This window comes from Sphingobacterium cavernae, from assembly GCF_008520265.1.
Lineage (GTDB): Bacteria > Bacteroidota > Bacteroidia > Sphingobacteriales > Sphingobacteriaceae > Sphingobacterium > Sphingobacterium cavernae.
Genome location: NZ_VIQM01000054.1, coordinates 147,680 through 165,778 on the forward strand (window position 1 = coordinate 147,680; position 18,099 = coordinate 165,778).

General features: G+C 35.5%; 15 protein-coding genes, 1 tRNA gene and 3 pseudogenes. 9 read left to right on the forward strand and 10 right to left on the reverse strand.

From position 1 onward, the window contains the following. Positions 1-8: 8 nt before the first annotated feature. Both FLS47_RS11030 and FLS47_RS11035 read left to right on the forward strand, forming a co-directional pair. Positions 9-82, forward strand: a tRNA-Asn gene (locus FLS47_RS11030). Positions 83-141: 59 nt separating this feature from the next. Further along, entirely contained in the window at positions 142-1,056 is a 915-nt protein-coding gene (locus FLS47_RS11035; RefSeq protein ID WP_149914423.1) for a PfkB family carbohydrate kinase, read from the forward strand. 34 nt (positions 1,057-1,090) lie between these two features. On the opposite strand, the gene FLS47_RS11040 is transcribed toward FLS47_RS11035, so the two are convergent. Next, positions 1,091-1,333: a cytochrome b5 domain-containing protein gene (locus FLS47_RS11040; RefSeq protein WP_149914424.1), complete on the reverse strand. Its 243-nt coding sequence runs from the start codon at positions 1,331-1,333 to the stop codon at positions 1,091-1,093. A gap of 21 nt (positions 1,334-1,354) precedes the next feature. Beyond that, positions 1,355-1,447 (reverse strand): annotated as a pseudogene (locus tag FLS47_RS18550) (RNA polymerase sigma factor); the annotation flags it as partial. Between the two features lie 112 nt (positions 1,448-1,559). Here FLS47_RS18550 and FLS47_RS11050 point away from each other — a divergent pair. The 4 genes and pseudogenes from FLS47_RS11050 to FLS47_RS11065 all read left to right on the forward strand — a co-directional run. Continuing rightward, positions 1,560-1,979, forward strand: a pseudogene (locus FLS47_RS11050) (IS1634 family transposase); the annotation flags it as partial. Between the two features lie 53 nt (positions 1,980-2,032). Beyond that, a complete protein-coding gene (locus tag FLS47_RS11055; RefSeq protein ID WP_149914426.1) occupies positions 2,033-2,311 on the forward strand; it encodes a transposase in 279 nt (92 codons plus the stop codon). Then, positions 2,308-3,153, forward strand: coding sequence for an IS3 family transposase (locus FLS47_RS11060; protein ID WP_149914427.1), 846 nt, complete (start codon positions 2,308-2,310; stop codon positions 3,151-3,153). Before FLS47_RS11055 ends, FLS47_RS11060 begins: the two co-directional genes overlap by 4 nt. Positions 3,154-3,330: 177 nt before the next feature. Then, positions 3,331-4,452, forward strand: a pseudogene (locus FLS47_RS11065) (IS1634 family transposase); the annotation flags it as partial. Here FLS47_RS11065 and FLS47_RS11070 read toward each other — a convergent pair. The 3 genes from FLS47_RS11070 to murB all read right to left on the reverse strand — a co-directional run bounded on the left by FLS47_RS11070 (position 4,446) and on the right by murB (position 6,450). Next, positions 4,446-4,688: a cytochrome b5 domain-containing protein gene (locus FLS47_RS11070; protein ID WP_149914429.1), complete on the reverse strand. Its 243-nt coding sequence runs from the start codon at positions 4,686-4,688 to the stop codon at positions 4,446-4,448. The pseudogene FLS47_RS11065 and the gene FLS47_RS11070 sit on opposite strands and share 7 nt — an antisense overlap. Positions 4,689-4,709: 21 nt before the next feature. Further along, positions 4,710-5,216, reverse strand: coding sequence for an RNA polymerase sigma factor (locus FLS47_RS11075; RefSeq protein ID WP_149914430.1), 507 nt, complete (start codon positions 5,214-5,216; stop codon positions 4,710-4,712). Positions 5,217-5,439: 223 nt separating this feature from the next. Continuing rightward, complete coding sequence (gene murB, locus FLS47_RS11080; RefSeq protein WP_149914431.1) at positions 5,440-6,450, reverse strand: UDP-N-acetylmuramate dehydrogenase; 1,011 nt, start codon at positions 6,448-6,450, stop codon at positions 5,440-5,442. Between the two features lie 116 nt (positions 6,451-6,566). Between murB and FLS47_RS11085 the strand changes: the two genes are divergently transcribed. Then, positions 6,567-7,175, forward strand: coding sequence for a TetR/AcrR family transcriptional regulator (locus tag FLS47_RS11085; protein WP_149914432.1), 609 nt, complete (start codon positions 6,567-6,569; stop codon positions 7,173-7,175). On the opposite strand, the gene FLS47_RS11090 is transcribed toward FLS47_RS11085, so the two are convergent. The 5 genes from FLS47_RS11090 to FLS47_RS11110 all read right to left on the reverse strand — a co-directional run bounded on the left by FLS47_RS11090 (position 7,172) and on the right by FLS47_RS11110 (position 13,069). Next, positions 7,172-8,146: a YpdA family putative bacillithiol disulfide reductase gene (locus FLS47_RS11090; RefSeq protein WP_223225241.1), complete on the reverse strand. Its 975-nt coding sequence runs from the start codon at positions 8,144-8,146 to the stop codon at positions 7,172-7,174. The two genes, FLS47_RS11085 and FLS47_RS11090, sit on opposite strands and share 4 nt — an antisense overlap. Continuing rightward, positions 8,146-10,290 carry an FUSC family protein gene (locus tag FLS47_RS11095; protein ID WP_149914433.1) on the reverse strand — a complete coding sequence of 715 codons (2,145 nt, stop codon included), beginning with the start codon at positions 10,288-10,290 and terminating at the stop codon, positions 8,146-8,148. Before FLS47_RS11095 ends, FLS47_RS11090 begins: the two co-directional genes overlap by 1 nt. Before the next feature lie 134 nt (positions 10,291-10,424). Further along, positions 10,425-11,012: a YceI family protein gene (locus FLS47_RS11100; RefSeq protein WP_149914434.1), complete on the reverse strand. Its 588-nt coding sequence runs from the start codon at positions 11,010-11,012 to the stop codon at positions 10,425-10,427. A gap of 95 nt (positions 11,013-11,107) precedes the next feature. Next, a complete protein-coding gene (locus FLS47_RS11105) occupies positions 11,108-12,199 on the reverse strand; it encodes an MBL fold metallo-hydrolase (RefSeq protein WP_149914435.1) in 1,092 nt (363 codons plus the stop codon). A 156-nt stretch (positions 12,200-12,355) separates the two neighbouring features. Continuing rightward, on the reverse strand, positions 12,356-13,069 hold the full coding sequence (locus FLS47_RS11110) for a FadR/GntR family transcriptional regulator (protein ID WP_149914436.1): 714 nt from the start codon (positions 13,067-13,069) through the stop codon (positions 12,356-12,358). 133 nt (positions 13,070-13,202) lie between these two features. On the opposite strand from FLS47_RS11110, the gene FLS47_RS11115 reads away from it, so the two are divergent. Together FLS47_RS11115 and FLS47_RS11120 are read left to right on the forward strand one after the other, a co-directional pair. Further along, positions 13,203-16,466, forward strand: coding sequence for a SusC/RagA family TonB-linked outer membrane protein (locus tag FLS47_RS11115; RefSeq protein WP_149914437.1), 3,264 nt, complete (start codon positions 13,203-13,205; stop codon positions 16,464-16,466). 10 nt (positions 16,467-16,476) lie between these two features. Then, entirely contained in the window at positions 16,477-18,054 is a 1,578-nt protein-coding gene (locus FLS47_RS11120; protein WP_149914438.1) for a RagB/SusD family nutrient uptake outer membrane protein, read from the forward strand. Positions 18,055-18,099 lie beyond the last annotated feature (45 nt).

The following is an 18,099-nucleotide window of genomic DNA, read 5'->3' on the forward strand; positions in this document are numbered from 1 at the left end:
AATATGATTCCTGAATAGCTCAGTTGGTTAGAGCATCTGACTGTTAATCAGAGGGTCGCTGGTTCGAGCCCAGCTTCAGGAGCATTAATTAAACCGGCTTAATTGCCGGTTTTTTTGTTTACACTATTCATCTTAATTTAAATGAGTTTAGTTATTGTAGGTACAGTAGCAATCGATGCTATTGAGACACCTTTCGGAAAGACAGATAAGGTTATAGGTGGTGCTGCAACTTTCGCTGGTTTATCAGCATCTTATCTTTATGACAATGTGAAGTTGGTGAGTGTTATTGGTGATGATTTTGGTAAAAATATTGATATCATTACATCCAAAGGGATTGATGTTGAAGGTGTAGAGGTGGTAACTGGTGGTAAATCTTTCTTTTGGTCAGGTAAATATCACAATGATATGAATTCACGCGATACATTAATCACAGAATTAAATGTTTTAGCGGATTTTGATCCTAAAATTCCAACATCTTACCAAGATTGCGAGTATTTATTGTTGGGTAACCTGACACCACAAGTGCAGTTGGATACGTTAGAGCGATTGGAAAATAAGCCAAAGTTAGTTGTGCTTGATACAATGAATTTTTGGATGGATGTAGCGCTAGAGGATTTGAAAAAAGTCTTGAAAAAGGTTGATGTGTTGACGATAAATGATGAAGAAGCACGTCAATTATCTGGGGAATATTCATTGGTGAAAGCCTCAGAAAAAATCTTGTCAATGGGTCCAAAATACTTAATTATTAAAAAAGGTGAGCACGGTGCTTTATTATTTGGCGAAGGCCAAATTTTCTCTGCTCCAGCATTGCCTTTGGCTGATGTATTTGATCCTACTGGTGCAGGAGATACTTTTGCAGGTGGATTTATTGGTTATTTAGCGAAAGTTAAATCAATCAATTTTACAAATATGAAAAATGCGATTATTTATGGATCGGCAATGGCATCTTTTTGTGTAGAGAAATTTGGAACAGCACGTTTAGAGGATTTATCACAAGAAGAAATCACTTCACGTTTACAACAATTTGTAGCATTATCTAAATTTGATATTGGTTAATCTGTGTTCAGTATACATGAAATAGGGAGGATAGTTATACTATTCTCCCTATTTTTTTGAATTTATCAAAAACCGTTTCGGTATGTGGTGCATCTTGCAGTTCTTCGGTCAGATCTTGTCCTGCCCAATGTTCATAATGCATTCCCTTTTTCCAAAGTCTACTTTCTGATACATCGTAAATATATCCTTTAAATCCAACCCAAATTTCAGGTCTGTCTTGTCCATTGCGTAAAGCTAGCTGCGATTTTGTATATACGGTCAAGTCTTGATCACTCATGCTACAAAACTACCAAACAAATTAGTATTTGTATGTAGAGAGTGTTTTTTTCATCGCTTTTCTTGCCACATGGATACGAGTCTTAACTGTTCCAATAGGAATATTTAAGTGCTCCTGACTTTGACACATTTAATTATGTATTTTCTTAATTCATTGAAAAATAAGGTTTTATAATATTTATTGTTGATTTTTGGGTGACCCAGCTGCAAATATTATATATTGTATAATGTTTGTTCGTAAAAAAAATAATGCAAGTGGTGTAATCAGCGTTCAAATTTTAGAAAAACGTAATGGGAAATCTCATTTAGTAAAAACTATTGGTAGTAGTAGCGATTCTGATGAAGTTGAATTACTATTTCAAAAAGGAAAACAATGGATTAAACGCTATAAAGGAGAAATTGATTTATTTGACCAATCGAATATTGATGAGTTAGAAGAGAATGCAGTCAATGATTTCTTATCAAACATCGAAAGTGTACTTATCAATGGCACTCAACTTCTCTTGGAAAAAGTGTATAATTCAATCGGTTTTAATGATTTAGGCGACGACATTTTAAAGCATCTAGTTACAGCTCGATTAAGCCAGCCCTTAAGCAAATCAGGCACAGTAGCTTATTTAAAGGCTCATTTTGATGAGGATATCTATGATACTCCCCAAATACTGGACAACTGCATAAATGTTTAAATTAGCAGTTTGAAATGAAACAATCACGAAGAAAGTTTAGTGCAAGCTTCAAGGCTAAAGTAGCTATCGAAGCGATTAAGGAACGGGAAACCATTCACGAGTTGGCCTCCAAATACGAAGTTCAGGCGAGCCAGATCAATACTTGGAAGCGGGAATTTCTAGATAATGCAGAAGCTGCGTTTACGTCCGAGAAGCCCTCCTGGAAAGATGACTCCAAGGAGAAAGAATTATACTCCAAGATCGGAGAGCTACAGATACAGGTTGATTTCCTAAAAAAAGTCTTGGGCAAATGAGCACATCAGAGAAACGTGGGCTTATTTGCCCTTCCTACAGGAATATGAGTGTGCACCAGCAATGCAAGGTGATTGGATTGCCACATAGTAGTTATTATTTCAAGCCCAAAGGGGAATCTATCTTCAACCAGCAATTGATGAAGGCTATAGACCGCAAGTTTCTGGATTGTCCTTTTTACGGCGTAGAGCGTATGCGAGTCCACCTGCGTAAGGACCTGGGACATTTGGTAAGCTCCAAACGGGTGCGCAGGCTGTATAAGCTCATGAACCTAAAGACGATATATCCCAAGAAGAACCTGAGCTGGGCGAACAAAGCCGATTATAAGTTTCCATATCTACTGAGGAATCTCGAGATAGAACGAATAAATCAGGTTTGGCAGGCTGACATCACCTATATCCCCATGTTCCGGGGTTTTATGTACATGTTTGCCATCATCGACGTTTACAGCCGCAAGATCATGGGCTGGGGAGTTTCTAATACGATGAATGCCGAGTGGTGCAGAGATATCATGCTTGATACGATTGCAGCGCATGGAAAGCCAGAAATATTTAACACGGATCAGGGTTCCCAGTTTACTTCCAGTATCTTTGTTAAAGCACTACAGGATGCTGAAGTTCAGATCTCGATGGATGGCAAAGGCCGTGCACTGGACAATGTATATATCGAAAGATTCTGGGGCTCACTCAAAAGAGAGAAAATCTATCTAAATCCACCCAATGGAGGGATGGATCTTTATCAGAAAGTGAAAGAATATATACAATTCTATAACACGGTGCGACGTCATGATTCCATTAACAATGAGACTCCAGATAGTCTCTATGCTGCAAAAAAGGCCTCGTAAAAGGCTAGTGCAATAAATTGAGCCGGTGATAAATGAAATATTTTCCTCTTTTTCAAACACCCTCGATCCCTTTGGGGAGGGGATTTGAAAAAGGAAAAATATCAACAAGTGCAGTCAAAAATTGAAGATTATATATTAAGTTTGAAAATAGTTGTCCAACTAAATGGGAGTATCACAATCCATTATCAAAAGATATATAGATATATGGATAAGCTATATAATAGCAGAGAAGATGAAATTCAAAGAATTAGTGTAGAACATACACGCAAAATATTAGGTGGAAGTATCGGTTTACTGTTTTATGATGTTACAACATTATATTTCGAAACAGATCATGGAGATGATTTAAGAGAAAAGGGATTTTCGAAGGACGGAAAACATGCACAACCCCAGATAGTATTGGGGTTATTAGTAAGCCGAGATGGTTATCCACTTTCTTATTCGATTTTTAATGGATCACAATACGAAGGAAGAACTATGATTCCCATTGTGGATGATTTCATTCGCAAGAACAATTTAGATGATTTTGTTATTGTTGCCGACTCAGGTTTATTGAACAAGCGAAATTTAACTCTTCTGGAAGCATCTGGTTATAAATATATCTTAGGAGGGCGGATAAAAAGTGTATCGGATAAGGAGAAGGAATGGATATTATCATTAGAGAGAAAAGAAGGTGTATTTCACGAGCGCACAGTAAATAATCATCGAATAATTATAGGATATTCGGAAAAGCGAGCAAAAAAAGATCATTATAATAGAGAAAAAGGTATAAATAGGCTAAAAAAGGAGTTTGGTAGAGGCAAACTAACCAAAGACCATGTTAATAAAAAAGGCTACAATAAATTCTTAGAACTATCAAATGATATAAATGTCAAAATTAACGAAGAGAAGATTAAGGAAGATGAAAAATGGGATGGACTAAAAAGTTATATTACCAATACAGATCTCCCCGCTACTGAGGTTTATGAACAATATTGTGGATTATGGGTTATAGAACGTGCTTTTCGAGTAACTAAAGGAACAATCGAATTACGACCGATGTTTCATTTTACACCCAGAAGAATTGAAGCACATGTAGCTATATGTTTTGTAGCTTACAAAGTATATAAAGAGTTAGAAAGAATAATTAAAGTAAAAAAAATTGACCTTAGCGTTGACAAGGTTATAGAAATAGCGAAAACAATTACAACCATTAAAATAAGGTTACCAAATAAGAATAAAACGCTAAATAAAACTTTATTGATAACACCATTGCAACAAAAAATTGCATCATTACTAGATGAAAATATAAGTCATTGATTTGGGTGACCCAGTGTCAAAGTCAGGAAAACCGTTTCGGTATGTGGTGCATCTTGCAGTTCTTCGGTCAGATCTTGTCCTGCCCAATGTTCATAATGCATTCCCTTTTTCCAAAGTCTACTTTCTGATACATCGTAAATATATCCTTTAAATCCAACCCAAATTTCAGGTCTGTCTTGTCCATTGCGTAAAGCTAGCTGCGATTTTGTATATACGGTCAAGTCTTGATCACTCATGCTACAAAACTACCAAACAAATTAGTATTTGTATGTAGAGAGTGTTTTTTTCATCGCTTTTCTTGCCACATGGATACGAGTCTTAACTGTTCCAATAGGAATATTTAAGTGCTCGGAAATTTCATGGTATTTGTATCCTTCAAAATACATCGTGAATGGTGTGTAGTAATCTTCAGCTAGTGCAGAAAGAGCCGAATTTATATCTTCCAATACAAATTTATTTTCTCCCTGATTTTTAGTCGCCGAATGAACCAAATTTACTGGTGAAATTTCTTCTTCTTTGGTAATGAAACTGTTGGATTTGGTAATGCGTCTATAATTATTTATAAACGTATTCTTCATTATAGTGTACAACCATCCTTTTAGATTAGTTCCGTCTCTAAAGTTTTTGAAATACGTCACAGCTTTTAGCAACGTATCTTGAACCAAATCATTAGCATCATCATGATCTCTTGTAAAATTTCTTGCATAAGATCTCAATGAATCTGAATGTTCGATTACTAGCGTATTAAACTCTGTTCTTTTCATAGCCTTTGAGGTTTGTAATTAAAAAATAGTAGTATTCAATATGTTACATCGTGTACCACGGTTACATTTTAAACTATACAAACACTGTGCTAGAAATTTATTGCTAGATATTAAATATTTGTTAATATTAAATAAAAAATTTAAAAAATAGCCTAGAGGCATTTTAAATAGCGATTTTTGGAACGCTATAATAAAAAGTTTTTAAGAAATGTGGAAAACTTTCTTAGAGGATATTTACTTCTCTTTCCAGTTTTATATCGAATATATCAAAAACGCTATCAATGATCTGTTGTGAAACCTGATATATTTCATTTCCTGTAGCGTTTCCTTTATTCGTAATTACCAAGGCTTGATTTTTCCAAATAGCAACTTCACCAATTTCTTTGCCTTTCCATCCGCAATGCTCTATTAACCAGCCCGCTGCGACTTTACTTGTTTCCTCATCTATTGGATAATTAACAATGTTGGGGTGAGAATGTTTTAATGCCTCTAATTGGGTATTGCTTATAATGGGATTTTTAAAGAAACTTCCTGCGTTTCCTATCGTACTTGGGTCGGGCAATTTTTCGACACGAATATGAGAAACAACTTCAGCAATATCTTTAATAGTCGGGTTTAGGATTCCTCGTTTAGCAAGTTCAGTTTCGATCGCTCCATACGAGGTATTTCTTTTGGTATGTAGATTAAGCTTATAAGTTACCGAAACAATAATATAACGACCGCGGTATTTTGATTTGAAAATACTGTCACGGTAAGAAAAGCCACATTCCTTGTTATTAAAAGTCTTAAATTCTCCGGTCAAGGTATCAAAAGCACGACAAGTATACATGATGTCCATGAGCTCAGCGCCATAGGCTCCAATATTTTGGATAGGAGAGGCGCCGACAGTTCCAGGAATTAAAGCCATATTTTCCATTCCTGGAAAATCATGATCGACAGCATACCAAATCAAATCATTCCACACTTCACCACCAGCTGCGGTGATATAGATATTTGAACCTTCAATAAAATGCTGAATTCCTTTACTTGAGATTTTAATTATTGTGCCTTCAAAATCCGTAGTGAACAAGACATTACTTCCACCACCTAGCACAAAAAATCTATTTTTGAAAATACCAGAATTATATAAGTCAACAAGTTGCCTTTCATCCTGAATATCGACAAACTGTGATGCTACAGCTTGCACGGCAAATGTATTGTAATCTCTTAAATAAATGTTTTTCTGAATTTCCACGCTTCTCGAATTTGACTTTTTGCTCGCTAATGATGAATTAAAGTAGTATATTTAGTTCATTTAATTCGCCGTAAAGATAGCACAAGCGAATGAATACCAAAAAAAATTGTTGGAATATGGCTAATAATGCAGACGAGAAAAGAGTGAGAATTTTAGAAACGGCTAAACGACGTTTTGCGCATTACGGAATGGCGAAGACGACGATGGCAGAGATTGCAAAAGACTTATCTTTTTCGAAGGCATTGTTGTATTATTATTTTCCTGACAAAAATAGTCTTTATGCTGCTGTTCTTGAGCATGTTATGCAAGATTGTCAATTGCTTGTGGGAGACAGAATAGCTGCAACTTCTACTGTCTTGGAAGGCATTAATACGGTATTGGACATCAATATGGATTTTAAGAAGAAATATTTCTACTTAATGGAATACACAATTTTGATGCGAAAAGAATTACCTGCAGAACTCGACAAATTAATTATTGACTCTTTTGAAAGTCAACGTAAAGCAATAGAAATGGTATTTCAACGTGGAATAGATTCCAAAGAACTGAAAGCAATTGATGCGGAAGAAACAGCAAGAATATTTATTTTTAGCACTTTGGGTATGCGAATGTCTGTGCTGAAGGACTTTAAAAATGACTTTATTCCAGACAAAAGTGAGTTTGATGAAATCTTAGAAATGCAGAAAAAATTAGCTGCGATTTTTGTTCAAGGATTGAAAGCTTAACCTTTAGCTAATATTGAGTTTACTATCATTTTGGCGTGTATACGCGAATTTTCAATAAACCATAGGTGCGTATTTAATCCACCACAAACTACACCGGCTAGATAAAGACCTTCTATATTCGTTTCCATCGTCATGGGATTATGCTCTGGAATCCTCGCGTCCACATCAGGTATATTGATATTGAATTTTTTGAGTAATTCGAAATTAGGTCGATAACCTGTAAGTGCTAGTACAAAATCATTCCGGATAGTTTTATCGCCATTTAATGTACGGATGACGACTTCTCTTTCTCGTATTTCTGTCAATTGACTTTGGAAATAAACATCGATTGCGCCTTCTTCAATTCTGTTTAAAATATCTGGTCTCACCCAATACTTAACACGATGACTTATATCGGTTCCACGGACAACCAAAGATACTTTTGCGCCTTTGCGGTAAGTTTCTAGAGCTGCATCAATTGATGAATTGCTTGCCCCAACGACCACGACATGCTGTCCTGCATAGTAGTGTGGGTCATTATAATAATGTGAAACTTTTGGTAAATCTTCACCAGGAATATTCAAGTACATCGGTATATCGTAAAAGCCTGTTGCAACGATTACATTTTTTGCTTGATATGTGCCTTTGCTCGTATGTATTTCGAATAGTCCATCAACTTTAGTACAAGTAAGAACTTCTTCGAAAAGGTGTGCATTCAAATGATATTTGTCGTGGACACGACGGTAATATTCTAATGCTTCTGCTCTTTTCGGTTTAGGATTAGTCGTGACAAATGGAATTTCTTCAATCTCCAATCGCTCAGAAGAGGAGAAAAAAGTCATGTTTATCGGGTAATTGTATAGAGAATTGACTAGACAGCCTTTTTCGATGATTAAATGTGATAAATTATTGTTTTTTGCAGCGATTCCGCAGGCAATTCCAATAGGCCCAGCACCAATAATAATAACATCGTAAATTGTACTATTCATCATTAAATCTCTTTGGAAGCTAATGTAGATACATTTTTTTGCAAATCTCCAGAAATTTTAGCCAAAAATTGCAATTGTTCGGTAATTAATATAGTGTCTTCGTTAGTAAGCTCCGAATGATTTTTCTCTATTGATTTAACATAGTCGATTTTTTTATCTTCTGGTAAAGCTATCTCTTCAATTGCATTTTCTAAATGATTTAGTGATTTCAGTAATAGCTTCACATGCTCATTGGTGTAATACTTGTAATCTGTATTGTAAATTTGTGTCAACAATGTTGCGGTGTAGGATGAAAAAATATGATTTAATATCACAAATCTGTTGACATCCTTTGTGTTTTTCTGGCGCCATTTGGGTTCTGTAAGAAGCCTTTGGAAAGTTGAACCCATATTTGCAGATGCGATGTACACTTCTTTACGTGCAAGTTTATAATCAATAATGGATATTTTTTTGTCGGAAAGAAGTTGAATAGCTTGCGCCAAATAATTGTAATTTGCCGCAAGTAAACTGTACATATTTTTTCGAATTTGAAAACTTTCCCAGTTTGGGAAAATAACATAACTTGAAATAAAGGCAATAGATCCTCCAATAAAGGTGTCTATAATTCTTTCTTTTGCCAGTTCTAAGGTATTCACTCCCGTAAAACTTAACATAATAAGTACATAAGGCGTCATAAAAATGACCGCCATAATGTAATTCACACGGAATAGACTGTAGGCAATGAGGAAAAATACAATAAGTATGGCGAAACGAATAGTAACATCCGGTACAGTAATCAAAATAATACCGCCAATTATACCACCGATTATAGTACCAAGAAGTCTTTGTAAATTCCTTTCCTTGGTAAGTCCAAATCCAGGCTTGAGGATGACCAGTATCGTTAATAGAATCCAATACGTAGTGAAACTCGAATAATTAAAAATATTGAAAAGGAAATATGTACCTGCCAATACAATAGCCATTCGTAGCGCATGCCTACATACACTGGATTGTAAACTCAAGTTGTCTTTGAAATTTTGCCAATTCAATATATCTCTGTTGACAAATTTATTAGATTGTTGAATTTCTTCTTTTGCGACATCTCCAGATTCAAAAACTGCGTATTTGAAAATATTTTGAAGGTGTTTTGTAATTGTACGGATATTGATTACAATTTTTTTGAGTGGAATAGAATTCACATTATTTGCTTCATCGTATGCTTCGATACGTAGGCGTAAATGTTCTATCTCCTTTTCAAAATCATAACGTGATTTAGGACGTTTGTCCGCATGTAGTTTGTAAGCGAAATTATCTAATTCATGTGCGATATTATTTATGATATTTTTTATCTCCGTGAGAATTCCCGATTCAGCATACTTGTTGCGGATTTCATTGTAATCGTAATGAGTGGTCATGCTTTGTTCGAATAGATCGACCATTTCATTAAATATCAAAGTTAAATAGCGACCTTCCTTTGTTGTGTCCTTTATCGATCTTTTACTTTGAAATAAAATATCTCGTGTATTTTCTTGGTGTTCGTTTACACCGATTTGTTTTTCAATAAGTTTTAAATAATTCTCTTCAGCATCTTTTCTTAAATCATAAAAATTAGCTTTCAATCGTAAATAATCAGCAACTTGCACTACCGTCTCCGATAACTCTTGTTGAGCTAATCTGTATGGTTTAACACGCATTAGCGAAAAGCTAATTAACATATACCATAATGCTCCGATTATAAATAGCCCCAGATAAGTCAATTCTTTTTCAAATGAAAATTGGGCATCGATATTAATAAGCATTATCAATATACCCATCATACCAATGGTTGCGGCTCTTGTGTTGAAAACCGAAAGCATAGATAAAACAAATGAGAATACGGCAATTACTGCTGTCATTAGATAGATGTAATCATTTGCGAGAGCAGTCGAGAAGATTGTTATAATAGCGATAATCGTACAATAAAACATGCCCCACTTACGGTGTCGCGGTGCCCCAGGTGTGTCTGATAAACCAACAATTAATGCACCCAAAGAAATAAACGTACCCATCAAGAATTCGCCCATAAATGCACAAACTATCACAGGAATGATAGTTCCTAGCGTGATGCGAATGCCTTCGGCGAAATATTGACTATAAAAAAAACTGCTTAACTCTTGTGTTTTTTTCATCAGGCTTTGAGGTGTTATGTGTTGTTTTATTATGCTGTACAATTTACCTTTTTCTTTTGGCTGAAGGAAATATTTTTAATGCAAAAAAGCCATTGTACTTGTATACGATGGCTTTCCCTGTTTAGTTAGTATATTTAGTTTTTTACAACTTCAACGTTGATTGTGATTTCTACTTCAGTAGCAACTGCAAATATACCAGTAGGTAATTTGTCCGCATAACTAATTCCATAATCGAAACGATTGATAGAGGTAGTTGCTGTAAAACCAGCTCTCGTCATGCCCCAAGGATCTGTAATAATGCCGTTGTTTTGTACTACTTTGAAAGTTACTTTTTTCGTTACGTCACGGATTGTTAAATCACCAGTCAACGTATATTTTCCTTTTTTGCCTTTTAATACTGCATTTTCCAATTTCATTGTAGGGAATTTCGCTGCACTGAAGAAATCGTCAGATTTCAGGTGATCATCACGCATTTCTACACGTGTATCGATGCTATTTACATCAATCGTGAAATTGATTTTTGAATTGTTGAAGTCTGTAGCAGAAGTTGACTCTACATTACCTTCTAATTTTTTGAATTGTCCGTCTACAAATGCAATTCCTAAATGTTTTACCTCAAAACGCGCGTTCGTGTGCGCAGGATCTACAGACCATTTTACTTGTGCTACCGCAACGTTAGTAAATAGTACAAAAGCTAATAAAATGTTAAATAGTGTTTTCATGTATTTCTGATTTGTTGACAAAGTTGACCTTTTAAAAGAGTTCAAAACTTAATCTATATTAAGAAATACAATTATTGCATTGATAAGTTTTGAGGTTAATCAATACCTTCCCACCATTTAGGAAACTTTTTGAAATTGTCCAATGATACGATTTCTCCCATTTTGGGTGTCAACAAAGGGAAGTTTTGTTTTTCGGCTTCCTGAGTTACACGAATTAGAGGCTCGTCCCAAGCGTGATTTGCTAAAGGGAATTTGGAAGAATGTACCGGAATGGCGTAGGTAGCCTTTAGGTCGTGTGATGCTTGAATAACTTCTTCGGGCATCATATGAATGTATTTCCACATCTGATTGTATTGTCCATTTTCCAAAATAGCGAAATCAAAAGGTCCATATTTTTCACCTAAATCTTTGAAATGTTTCCCATAACCACTGTCTCCACCTATGTAAATTTTCTTAGAGTTAGTTTGTAAAATAAATGAGGACCACAATGTCGTATTTCGGGTAAATGTACGTCCGGAGAAATGTCTTGCAGTAGCAGAAGTAAATTTAAGTCCATCTACATTGGCATGTTCTCCCCAATAGAGTTCGGTGATTTGACTAGCATGATAGCCCCATTTTTCCAAATGTGCTGCAACACCCAAACCAGTTACGATATGTTTTACCTTATCTTTCAAACTCATGAACGTGTTATAATCCAAATGATCCCAGTGGTCATGCGTAATCACCATTATGTCTATTTCTGTAAAATCATCTGCTGAATAATTGTAAGTCAAAGGGAACGCTTTTACACTAATACGGACAGGTGAGGCATATTCACTAAATACAGGATCTACTAAAATTCGTTTGCCATCCAACTGCATGAAATACGATGAATGCCCAAACCACACATATAAATTACTATCTAGTGGAAGATTTTTTAGATCAGATTTAATTACAGGGAGTGCAACAGAAGGTGTATTTCTAACTTTTTTACTAAAAAAGAATCCGCGAAGCATATCCGAATAGGAGGTGCCCTCAGCTAATGCTGGGGTGAATTCTAGATTATCGAAAGCGCCATCTTTATAATTTGGAGCTTTTTGCATACGTGCCAAACGTTCACCTTCCGCATTCACGCCAAATCGATCTGACCGCATATATAGAAATCCTCCTACAACGGTAATAACAAGGAGAAGTATAAAGACTAACATAGTGGTTTTAATTATTTTTCTTAACATAACGAATCTAAAATAGATTAAATTATTTAATCCCAAAGTCATATTAAGAGGAAGAGAAAGCTGGAATTGATTGGAAGTATTTATAGAAGCAAGAAACCCGTAGAATATTATTCCTACGGGTTTTCTTATTTATGCTAATATGCGTGCGAAATGATTATTTAAGTGTATCCGAATAGCTTTGCGGTATTTGTCTGCATCTCTCATTTTTAGAACTTCAACTAATTCTTTATGGGAAATAAACTCCCCTTTGATGATAGGCTTATCCAAAATTCCAGACTGATGTACATATTGAAAAATCGGTATCAGCATTTCTTGGAGTTCCAATAACATTCCATTTCCTGAAATTTCGTATAGTTTTCCGTGAAATTTTTTCTCATCCTCTATATTCCAAGCTAAAGCTGTATCACCAGACACAATCTCCTCTGTGAGGGATTCTAATTCGATGATGTCTTGATCCGTAATCTTATTGATGATAAAATCAGCTATACCAACTTCTAACGCAAGTCGCATTTCAAATAGGTCTTTTAAGGTGCTATTATCTAATAATGAAGGATGAAAAACTTTTTTGAAAGATCCAAGAACATCTGGATTGGTAATCACAGCCCCCTTATGCTTTTTTGATTCTATAAGACCAATACTTTTGAGGCGCAAAAGTGCTTCACGAACTACAGTACGACTTACCCCAAACTTTTCAGTAAGTTCTAATTCCTTTGGTAATATATCACCTACTTTCAGCTTATTGCCTTTGATATATTCAACAATTGCGTGCTCAGCTTTATCTACTAAACTCGAAGTGTCTATGTTCTTTAGAACATCCCTATTATCAGCAGTGGAATAACTCATAATGAATCTCTTAATAAACAACAAATATATAAATTTTTTACATTAAAAATTTGGAATTATAGTATTATGTTATACATTTGTTTTATTATGTAATACATAATAATTTTATTGTTGTATTTTAAAACCAAAAATTATGCGAAAGATTCTATTATTTCTTTCTTTTTGCTTTATGCAAATTTTTGCCTTTGGGCAAACCGAATTAAAAGGTTTGGTACAATCTGAACTTGGGGAGGCATTAACGGGAGTATCAATTGTTAATGAAAGTCAGAAAGTAACGACCAAATCAGGAAGCAGTGGTGAATTCACTATCACTGCGAAAGTCGGTGATGTGCTGAAGATCAGCTCAATCGGCTACTTTTCAAAAACTCAATCCGTAGAAAATTTAAATTTCTTGACTGTAATCTTATCAGTTAATGACGAAGAAATTGAAGAAGTTTATGTGTTGGGGTATGGTTCTATTAAGAAATCAAATTTAACAGGTTCTGTATCAAGGCTAGATAAAAGAGTGCTGGAGACAGGGGTACGTTCGAACCCTGCATCTGCATTAGCTGGTACCATTCCTGGTGTACGTGTACAACAGACATCTGGACGACCTGGTGCAGTTCCGAATATCGTATTGCGAGGTGGTACGACCTATGGAGGCGGAGGTTCACCATTAGTCATAGTTGATGGATTAATTCGTTCTGGTTTTCAGGATATCAATCAAGATGATATTGAGTCTATTGATGTGTTGAAAGATGCTTCTGCAACAGCTATTTATGGTGCTCGCGCAGCTAACGGAGTTGTTTTGATAACCACTAAGCGTGGAAAGGAGGGCCTATCTAATATTACCCTACGCTCAAAAACGGGAGTGGATAAACTAAATATTCCTTTTGAATTTTTGAGTGCAGAAGAATATTTGTATTGGTCTAGAAAAGGTATTGCAATATCTGGTCAATATTTACCTAACACTTTGAATCAATTAACCTCAGTTGGGCCATTTGGAACAGGAAATTTGTATAAAGATGCTAACGGGAATATTCTTGATGGTAATAAAGTAAATACAGCTGTGTGGAGCACCATGTTCTTAGATGATACAAATCGAGAGTTATTAGAGCAAGGTTGGCAAACCATGATAGATCCTGTTACGGGACGTGAATTAATCTTTACGAATTTTGATTATACAGACTATGCCTTGAAAAAAAGTCCTGTAACACAAGATTATAATTTAGCATTCACAGGTGGAAATGATAAGGGTAAATATTATTCGAGCTTAGGTAAATATTATCAACAGGGATCTACTATAAATTCTTTTTATGATCGTCTTACCTATATTTTGAATGGTGATTATAAAATCAAACCCTGGTTGGAATCAAATTCAAGTCTGAATTTCGCACATACCAAATGGAGAGATCAAGCAAATGGCGAAGGTAATTATATGACTAGGGCACTTGGTGCGCCACCTACAATGCGTGGACGTAATGCAAATGGAGAATTGTTGTTGGGACGTGATTGGCAAGACGGAAATCCTGCAGTAACTGATGATAAATTTATTCGTCGCAATCTAAACCAAAAGTTTACCATGTCACAAGCATTTGTAGTCAATTTAGTGGACAATTTGAAGTTAAGAGCAAGTGGTAACTGGTTTATCAATCAGACGAGTTACGAAGGATTTAATAAGGATTATATGTCTAGTCCTGGTAACTGGGTAAGAACACGTTCATCATCGGCATCATACGATAAATCTTTCAATCAGACATACAATGCTGTATTAAGCTATGATAAAATTTTAGCTGATAATCATAATGTATCTGCTATGTTGGGTTGGGAATTTTTCGACGCGTATAGTACAGGGTTTTCTGCATCTGGATCTGGAGCACCTACAGACGACTTCATGGATTTAGGATTAACGAAGAGTGATGCTAATATGCGTGGAATCGATTCCTATCATAATAGACAGCGCATTAATTCATTCTTTGGTCGTATCAACTATGATTATGCACAACGCTATTTATTGACATTGACAGCACGTCGTGATGGTTATTCTACCTTGTTAAACAACAGATGGGGAACTTTTCCTGGTATTTCTGTAGGATGGAATGTTCACAATGAGGATTTTGCAAAAGAATTCATGAGCTCTGATAATGTGCTGAATACATTGAAGTTAAAAGCAAGTTATGGTGCGAATGGTAATGTTGGTGGAATTGGTAATTACACTTTACAAGGTGCGTACGGCACATCAGCTTATGACGGTACTATTGGCTATCAAATGACGAGCTTGAGTATTCCAAATTTGAAGTGGGAAAGTTTGATTACAAAAGAAGTAGGATTTGATGCACGCTTGTTAAATAAACTGGATTTATCGCTTGCGTATTATCATCGTACTACTTCTGATAAGATTGCAACATTAGTTTTACCTGTATCTGCCGGTTTTACAAGTATCACAACTAATAATGGCGATATGGAAAATCAAGGTGTGGAGATTGATTTGAATTATAATATTCTTCGTCAGCAAAATTATGATCTTTCATTCAATTGGAATACAGCTTATAATGCAAACAAAATTTTGAAGCTTCCATACAATGGTGTTGAGAACAATCGTCAAGGAGGTTTTCAAGTGTATGATCCAACGACAAAAGAGTTGATATGGGTAGGGGGTAATCAAGAAGGTCAAGATCCAAACGTAGCATACGCTTATCAAGCTGAAGGAATAATTCGTACACAAGAAGACTTGGATAATTACGCTAGTAAAATAAAAGATCTAGGTGGTGCAAGAGCATTAGTTCACCCAGATGTATATGCTGCGATGAGTGTTAGTGATAAAAATTTACATTTCCCAATTGCATTGGGTGATGTTATGTGGAAGGATGTGAATGGCGACGGCATAATTAACTCCAATGATCGTGTATACCAGGGTAGAACTGTACCACGTTGGACTGGCGGTTTTGGTTTAAATACAAGATGGAAAGATTTGAGTTTAAGTGCACGATTTGATTATGCTTTAGGATTTGTTGCCTACGACGGACCAAAGGTGTGGTTTGCAGGAATGATGCAAGGAACATTTAATACTACAAACTACGTATATGATACTTGGTCATTAGAAAATCCAAATGCTAAATATCCAACATATTACTGGGCAGACCAAAATTTCAAAAATAATACAAGTCGTGAAAGCAGTATGTTCTACAACAAAGGTGATTATTTAGCTTTTAGAGAAATATCGATAGCCTATAAATTGCCAAGCTCATTGCTACAAAAAAGTAGGTTAGAAGCATTAAATGTTTCGTTGACAGGTCAAAATCTACACTATTGGACAAAGAATACTTTATTCTCTGCTGAGAGTGGAAGTGTAGGTCAAGGAGGTGGAGGTTATCCATTACCACGAACTGTTATTTTAGGTGTACAATTAATATTTTAAGATTATTACCATGAGAAAAATATTTTTATCAATCGCTATAGCTTCTGCATTTTTAATAAACACAAGTTGTAATCAATTTGAATTAGATCTTGCTCCTGAAGATTATTTCGCTAGTGGAAGCTTTTGGAAAAATGCTGATCAAGTAAATGGCGCAATGATTGGTTTACACGCACAATTGCGAAGCGCTCAAAATACCATATGGAATTTAGGTGAAATTAGAGGAGGAACATTTAAAACAGGTACTGGATTTACGGGGACTTCTACTTTAAATTCACAAGGTCTAATCACACAAGATATACGTGAGAGTTCACCAGGATACAGTTCTTGGGCGGGTTTATATTCTCAAATTTTTCAGATCAATAATTTTATCTATCAAGTTGAGAATTCAACCTACCTAGCAGATGACCAAAAGGGATATTTCTTAGGTCAAGCATATGGATTGCGTGCTTTTTATTACTTTCATTTGTTCCGTACGTATGGTCGAGTGCCACTTGTTACAGAACCGAAAGTTGCTATCAATACACCAAGTTCTGCTGAAGAGGCTTATACACCAAGAACGAAAACAGAAAAAGAAACCTTAGACTTTATCAAAGCAGATATTGATAAGTCTACACAATCGTTCAATAACGATTACACGATCAAAGCACAAAAAGGACAATGGTCGCTAGCAGCTACACAAATGCTAAAAACAGAAGTTTATTTGTGGTCAGCTAAGGTAAACATTGATGGAACAGCACCTTCAAATGTATCTGCGGATTTACAAACAGCCAAAGCTGCGGTGGAATCTGTAATACCAAGATTTACTTTGCAGAGTAATTTTGCAAATGTATTCAATTCATCCAGTGTTCCTGCTTCAAAAGGGAACGCAGAGATTATTTTTGCAATTCGCTATCAGGTAGGTGAGGCGACCAATGGCTTAGTTGCTAATTTTATATATCAACAATCTGATAACTTAACGGGTTTTGTTGATCACAATGGCGTAGCAGTATCGAATGATCCATTGCAGATTGCGTCAAGTGGAACACTGATACGTTATGAGTATAAAATCGATTTGTATGACACTTATGATCAAAATGATCAACGTAAGAACACTACATTTTTAAATCTCAATAAAGATGCTAACCGCGCCGCTGTATTGCGTAAATTCTTAGGAACTTTTGTTAATGGCGTGCGTACTTACGCCGATGATTATCCAGTTTATAGACTGTCTGACGCTCATCTATTATTAGCAGAAATCAAAAATAAATTGGGAGAAGATCCTACCAATGAAATTATGCTCGTACGTAATAGGGCTTACAATGGAACAGCACCGCAGTTTGTACATGGGAATTTCGAATCAAATGAGCTTGCAATATTTCGAGAACGTTCAAAGGAATTTGTATTTGAAGGTAAACGTTGGTATGACTTAAGAAGAATGCAAGACGCAAATGGACAACCTTTAGTATTTCGTAAAGATATTCCATTACTGGGTGTATTGGATAATGTAGAAGGACAAAAGCACAAGATATTGTGGCCAGTAGATATTGGTACTATGGCGGCAGACCCAACATTAACAGGTGACCAAAATCCAGGTTATTCTGGTACATAAACTTTGTAAGTTAGGCAGTATGTTATATATTTGTTATGTATGACA

Coding starts and splice junctions, on each gene's coding strand:
- FLS47_RS11040 (WP_149914424.1), bottom strand. CDS start 1,333: ATGAGTGATCAAGACTTGACCGTATATACAAAATCGCAGCTAGCTTTA.
- FLS47_RS11085 (WP_149914432.1), top strand. CDS start 6,567: ATGGCTAATAATGCAGACGAGAAAAGAGTGAGAATTTTAGAAACGGCT.
- FLS47_RS11100 (WP_149914434.1), bottom strand. CDS start 11,012: ATGAAAACACTATTTAACATTTTATTAGCTTTTGTACTATTTACTAAC.
- FLS47_RS11095 (WP_149914433.1), bottom strand. CDS start 10,290: ATGAAAAAAACACAAGAGTTAAGCAGTTTTTTTTATAGTCAATATTTC.
- FLS47_RS11115 (WP_149914437.1), top strand. CDS start 13,203: ATGCGAAAGATTCTATTATTTCTTTCTTTTTGCTTTATGCAAATTTTT.
- FLS47_RS11070 (WP_149914429.1), bottom strand. CDS start 4,688: ATGAGTGATCAAGACTTGACCGTATATACAAAATCGCAGCTAGCTTTA.
- FLS47_RS11110 (WP_149914436.1), bottom strand. CDS start 13,069: ATGAGTTATTCCACTGCTGATAATAGGGATGTTCTAAAGAACATAGAC.
- FLS47_RS11060 (WP_149914427.1), top strand. CDS start 2,308: ATGAGCACATCAGAGAAACGTGGGCTTATTTGCCCTTCCTACAGGAAT.
- FLS47_RS11055 (WP_149914426.1), top strand. CDS start 2,033: ATGAAACAATCACGAAGAAAGTTTAGTGCAAGCTTCAAGGCTAAAGTA.
- FLS47_RS11120 (WP_149914438.1), top strand. CDS start 16,477: ATGAGAAAAATATTTTTATCAATCGCTATAGCTTCTGCATTTTTAATA.
- FLS47_RS11105 (WP_149914435.1), bottom strand. CDS start 12,199: ATGTTAGTCTTTATACTTCTCCTTGTTATTACCGTTGTAGGAGGATTT.
- FLS47_RS11075 (WP_149914430.1), bottom strand. CDS start 5,216: ATGAAAAGAACAGAGTTTAATACGCTAGTAATCGAACATTCAGATTCA.
- FLS47_RS11035 (WP_149914423.1), top strand. CDS start 142: ATGAGTTTAGTTATTGTAGGTACAGTAGCAATCGATGCTATTGAGACA.
- FLS47_RS11090 (WP_223225241.1), bottom strand. CDS start 8,146: ATGATGAATAGTACAATTTACGATGTTATTATTATTGGTGCTGGGCCT.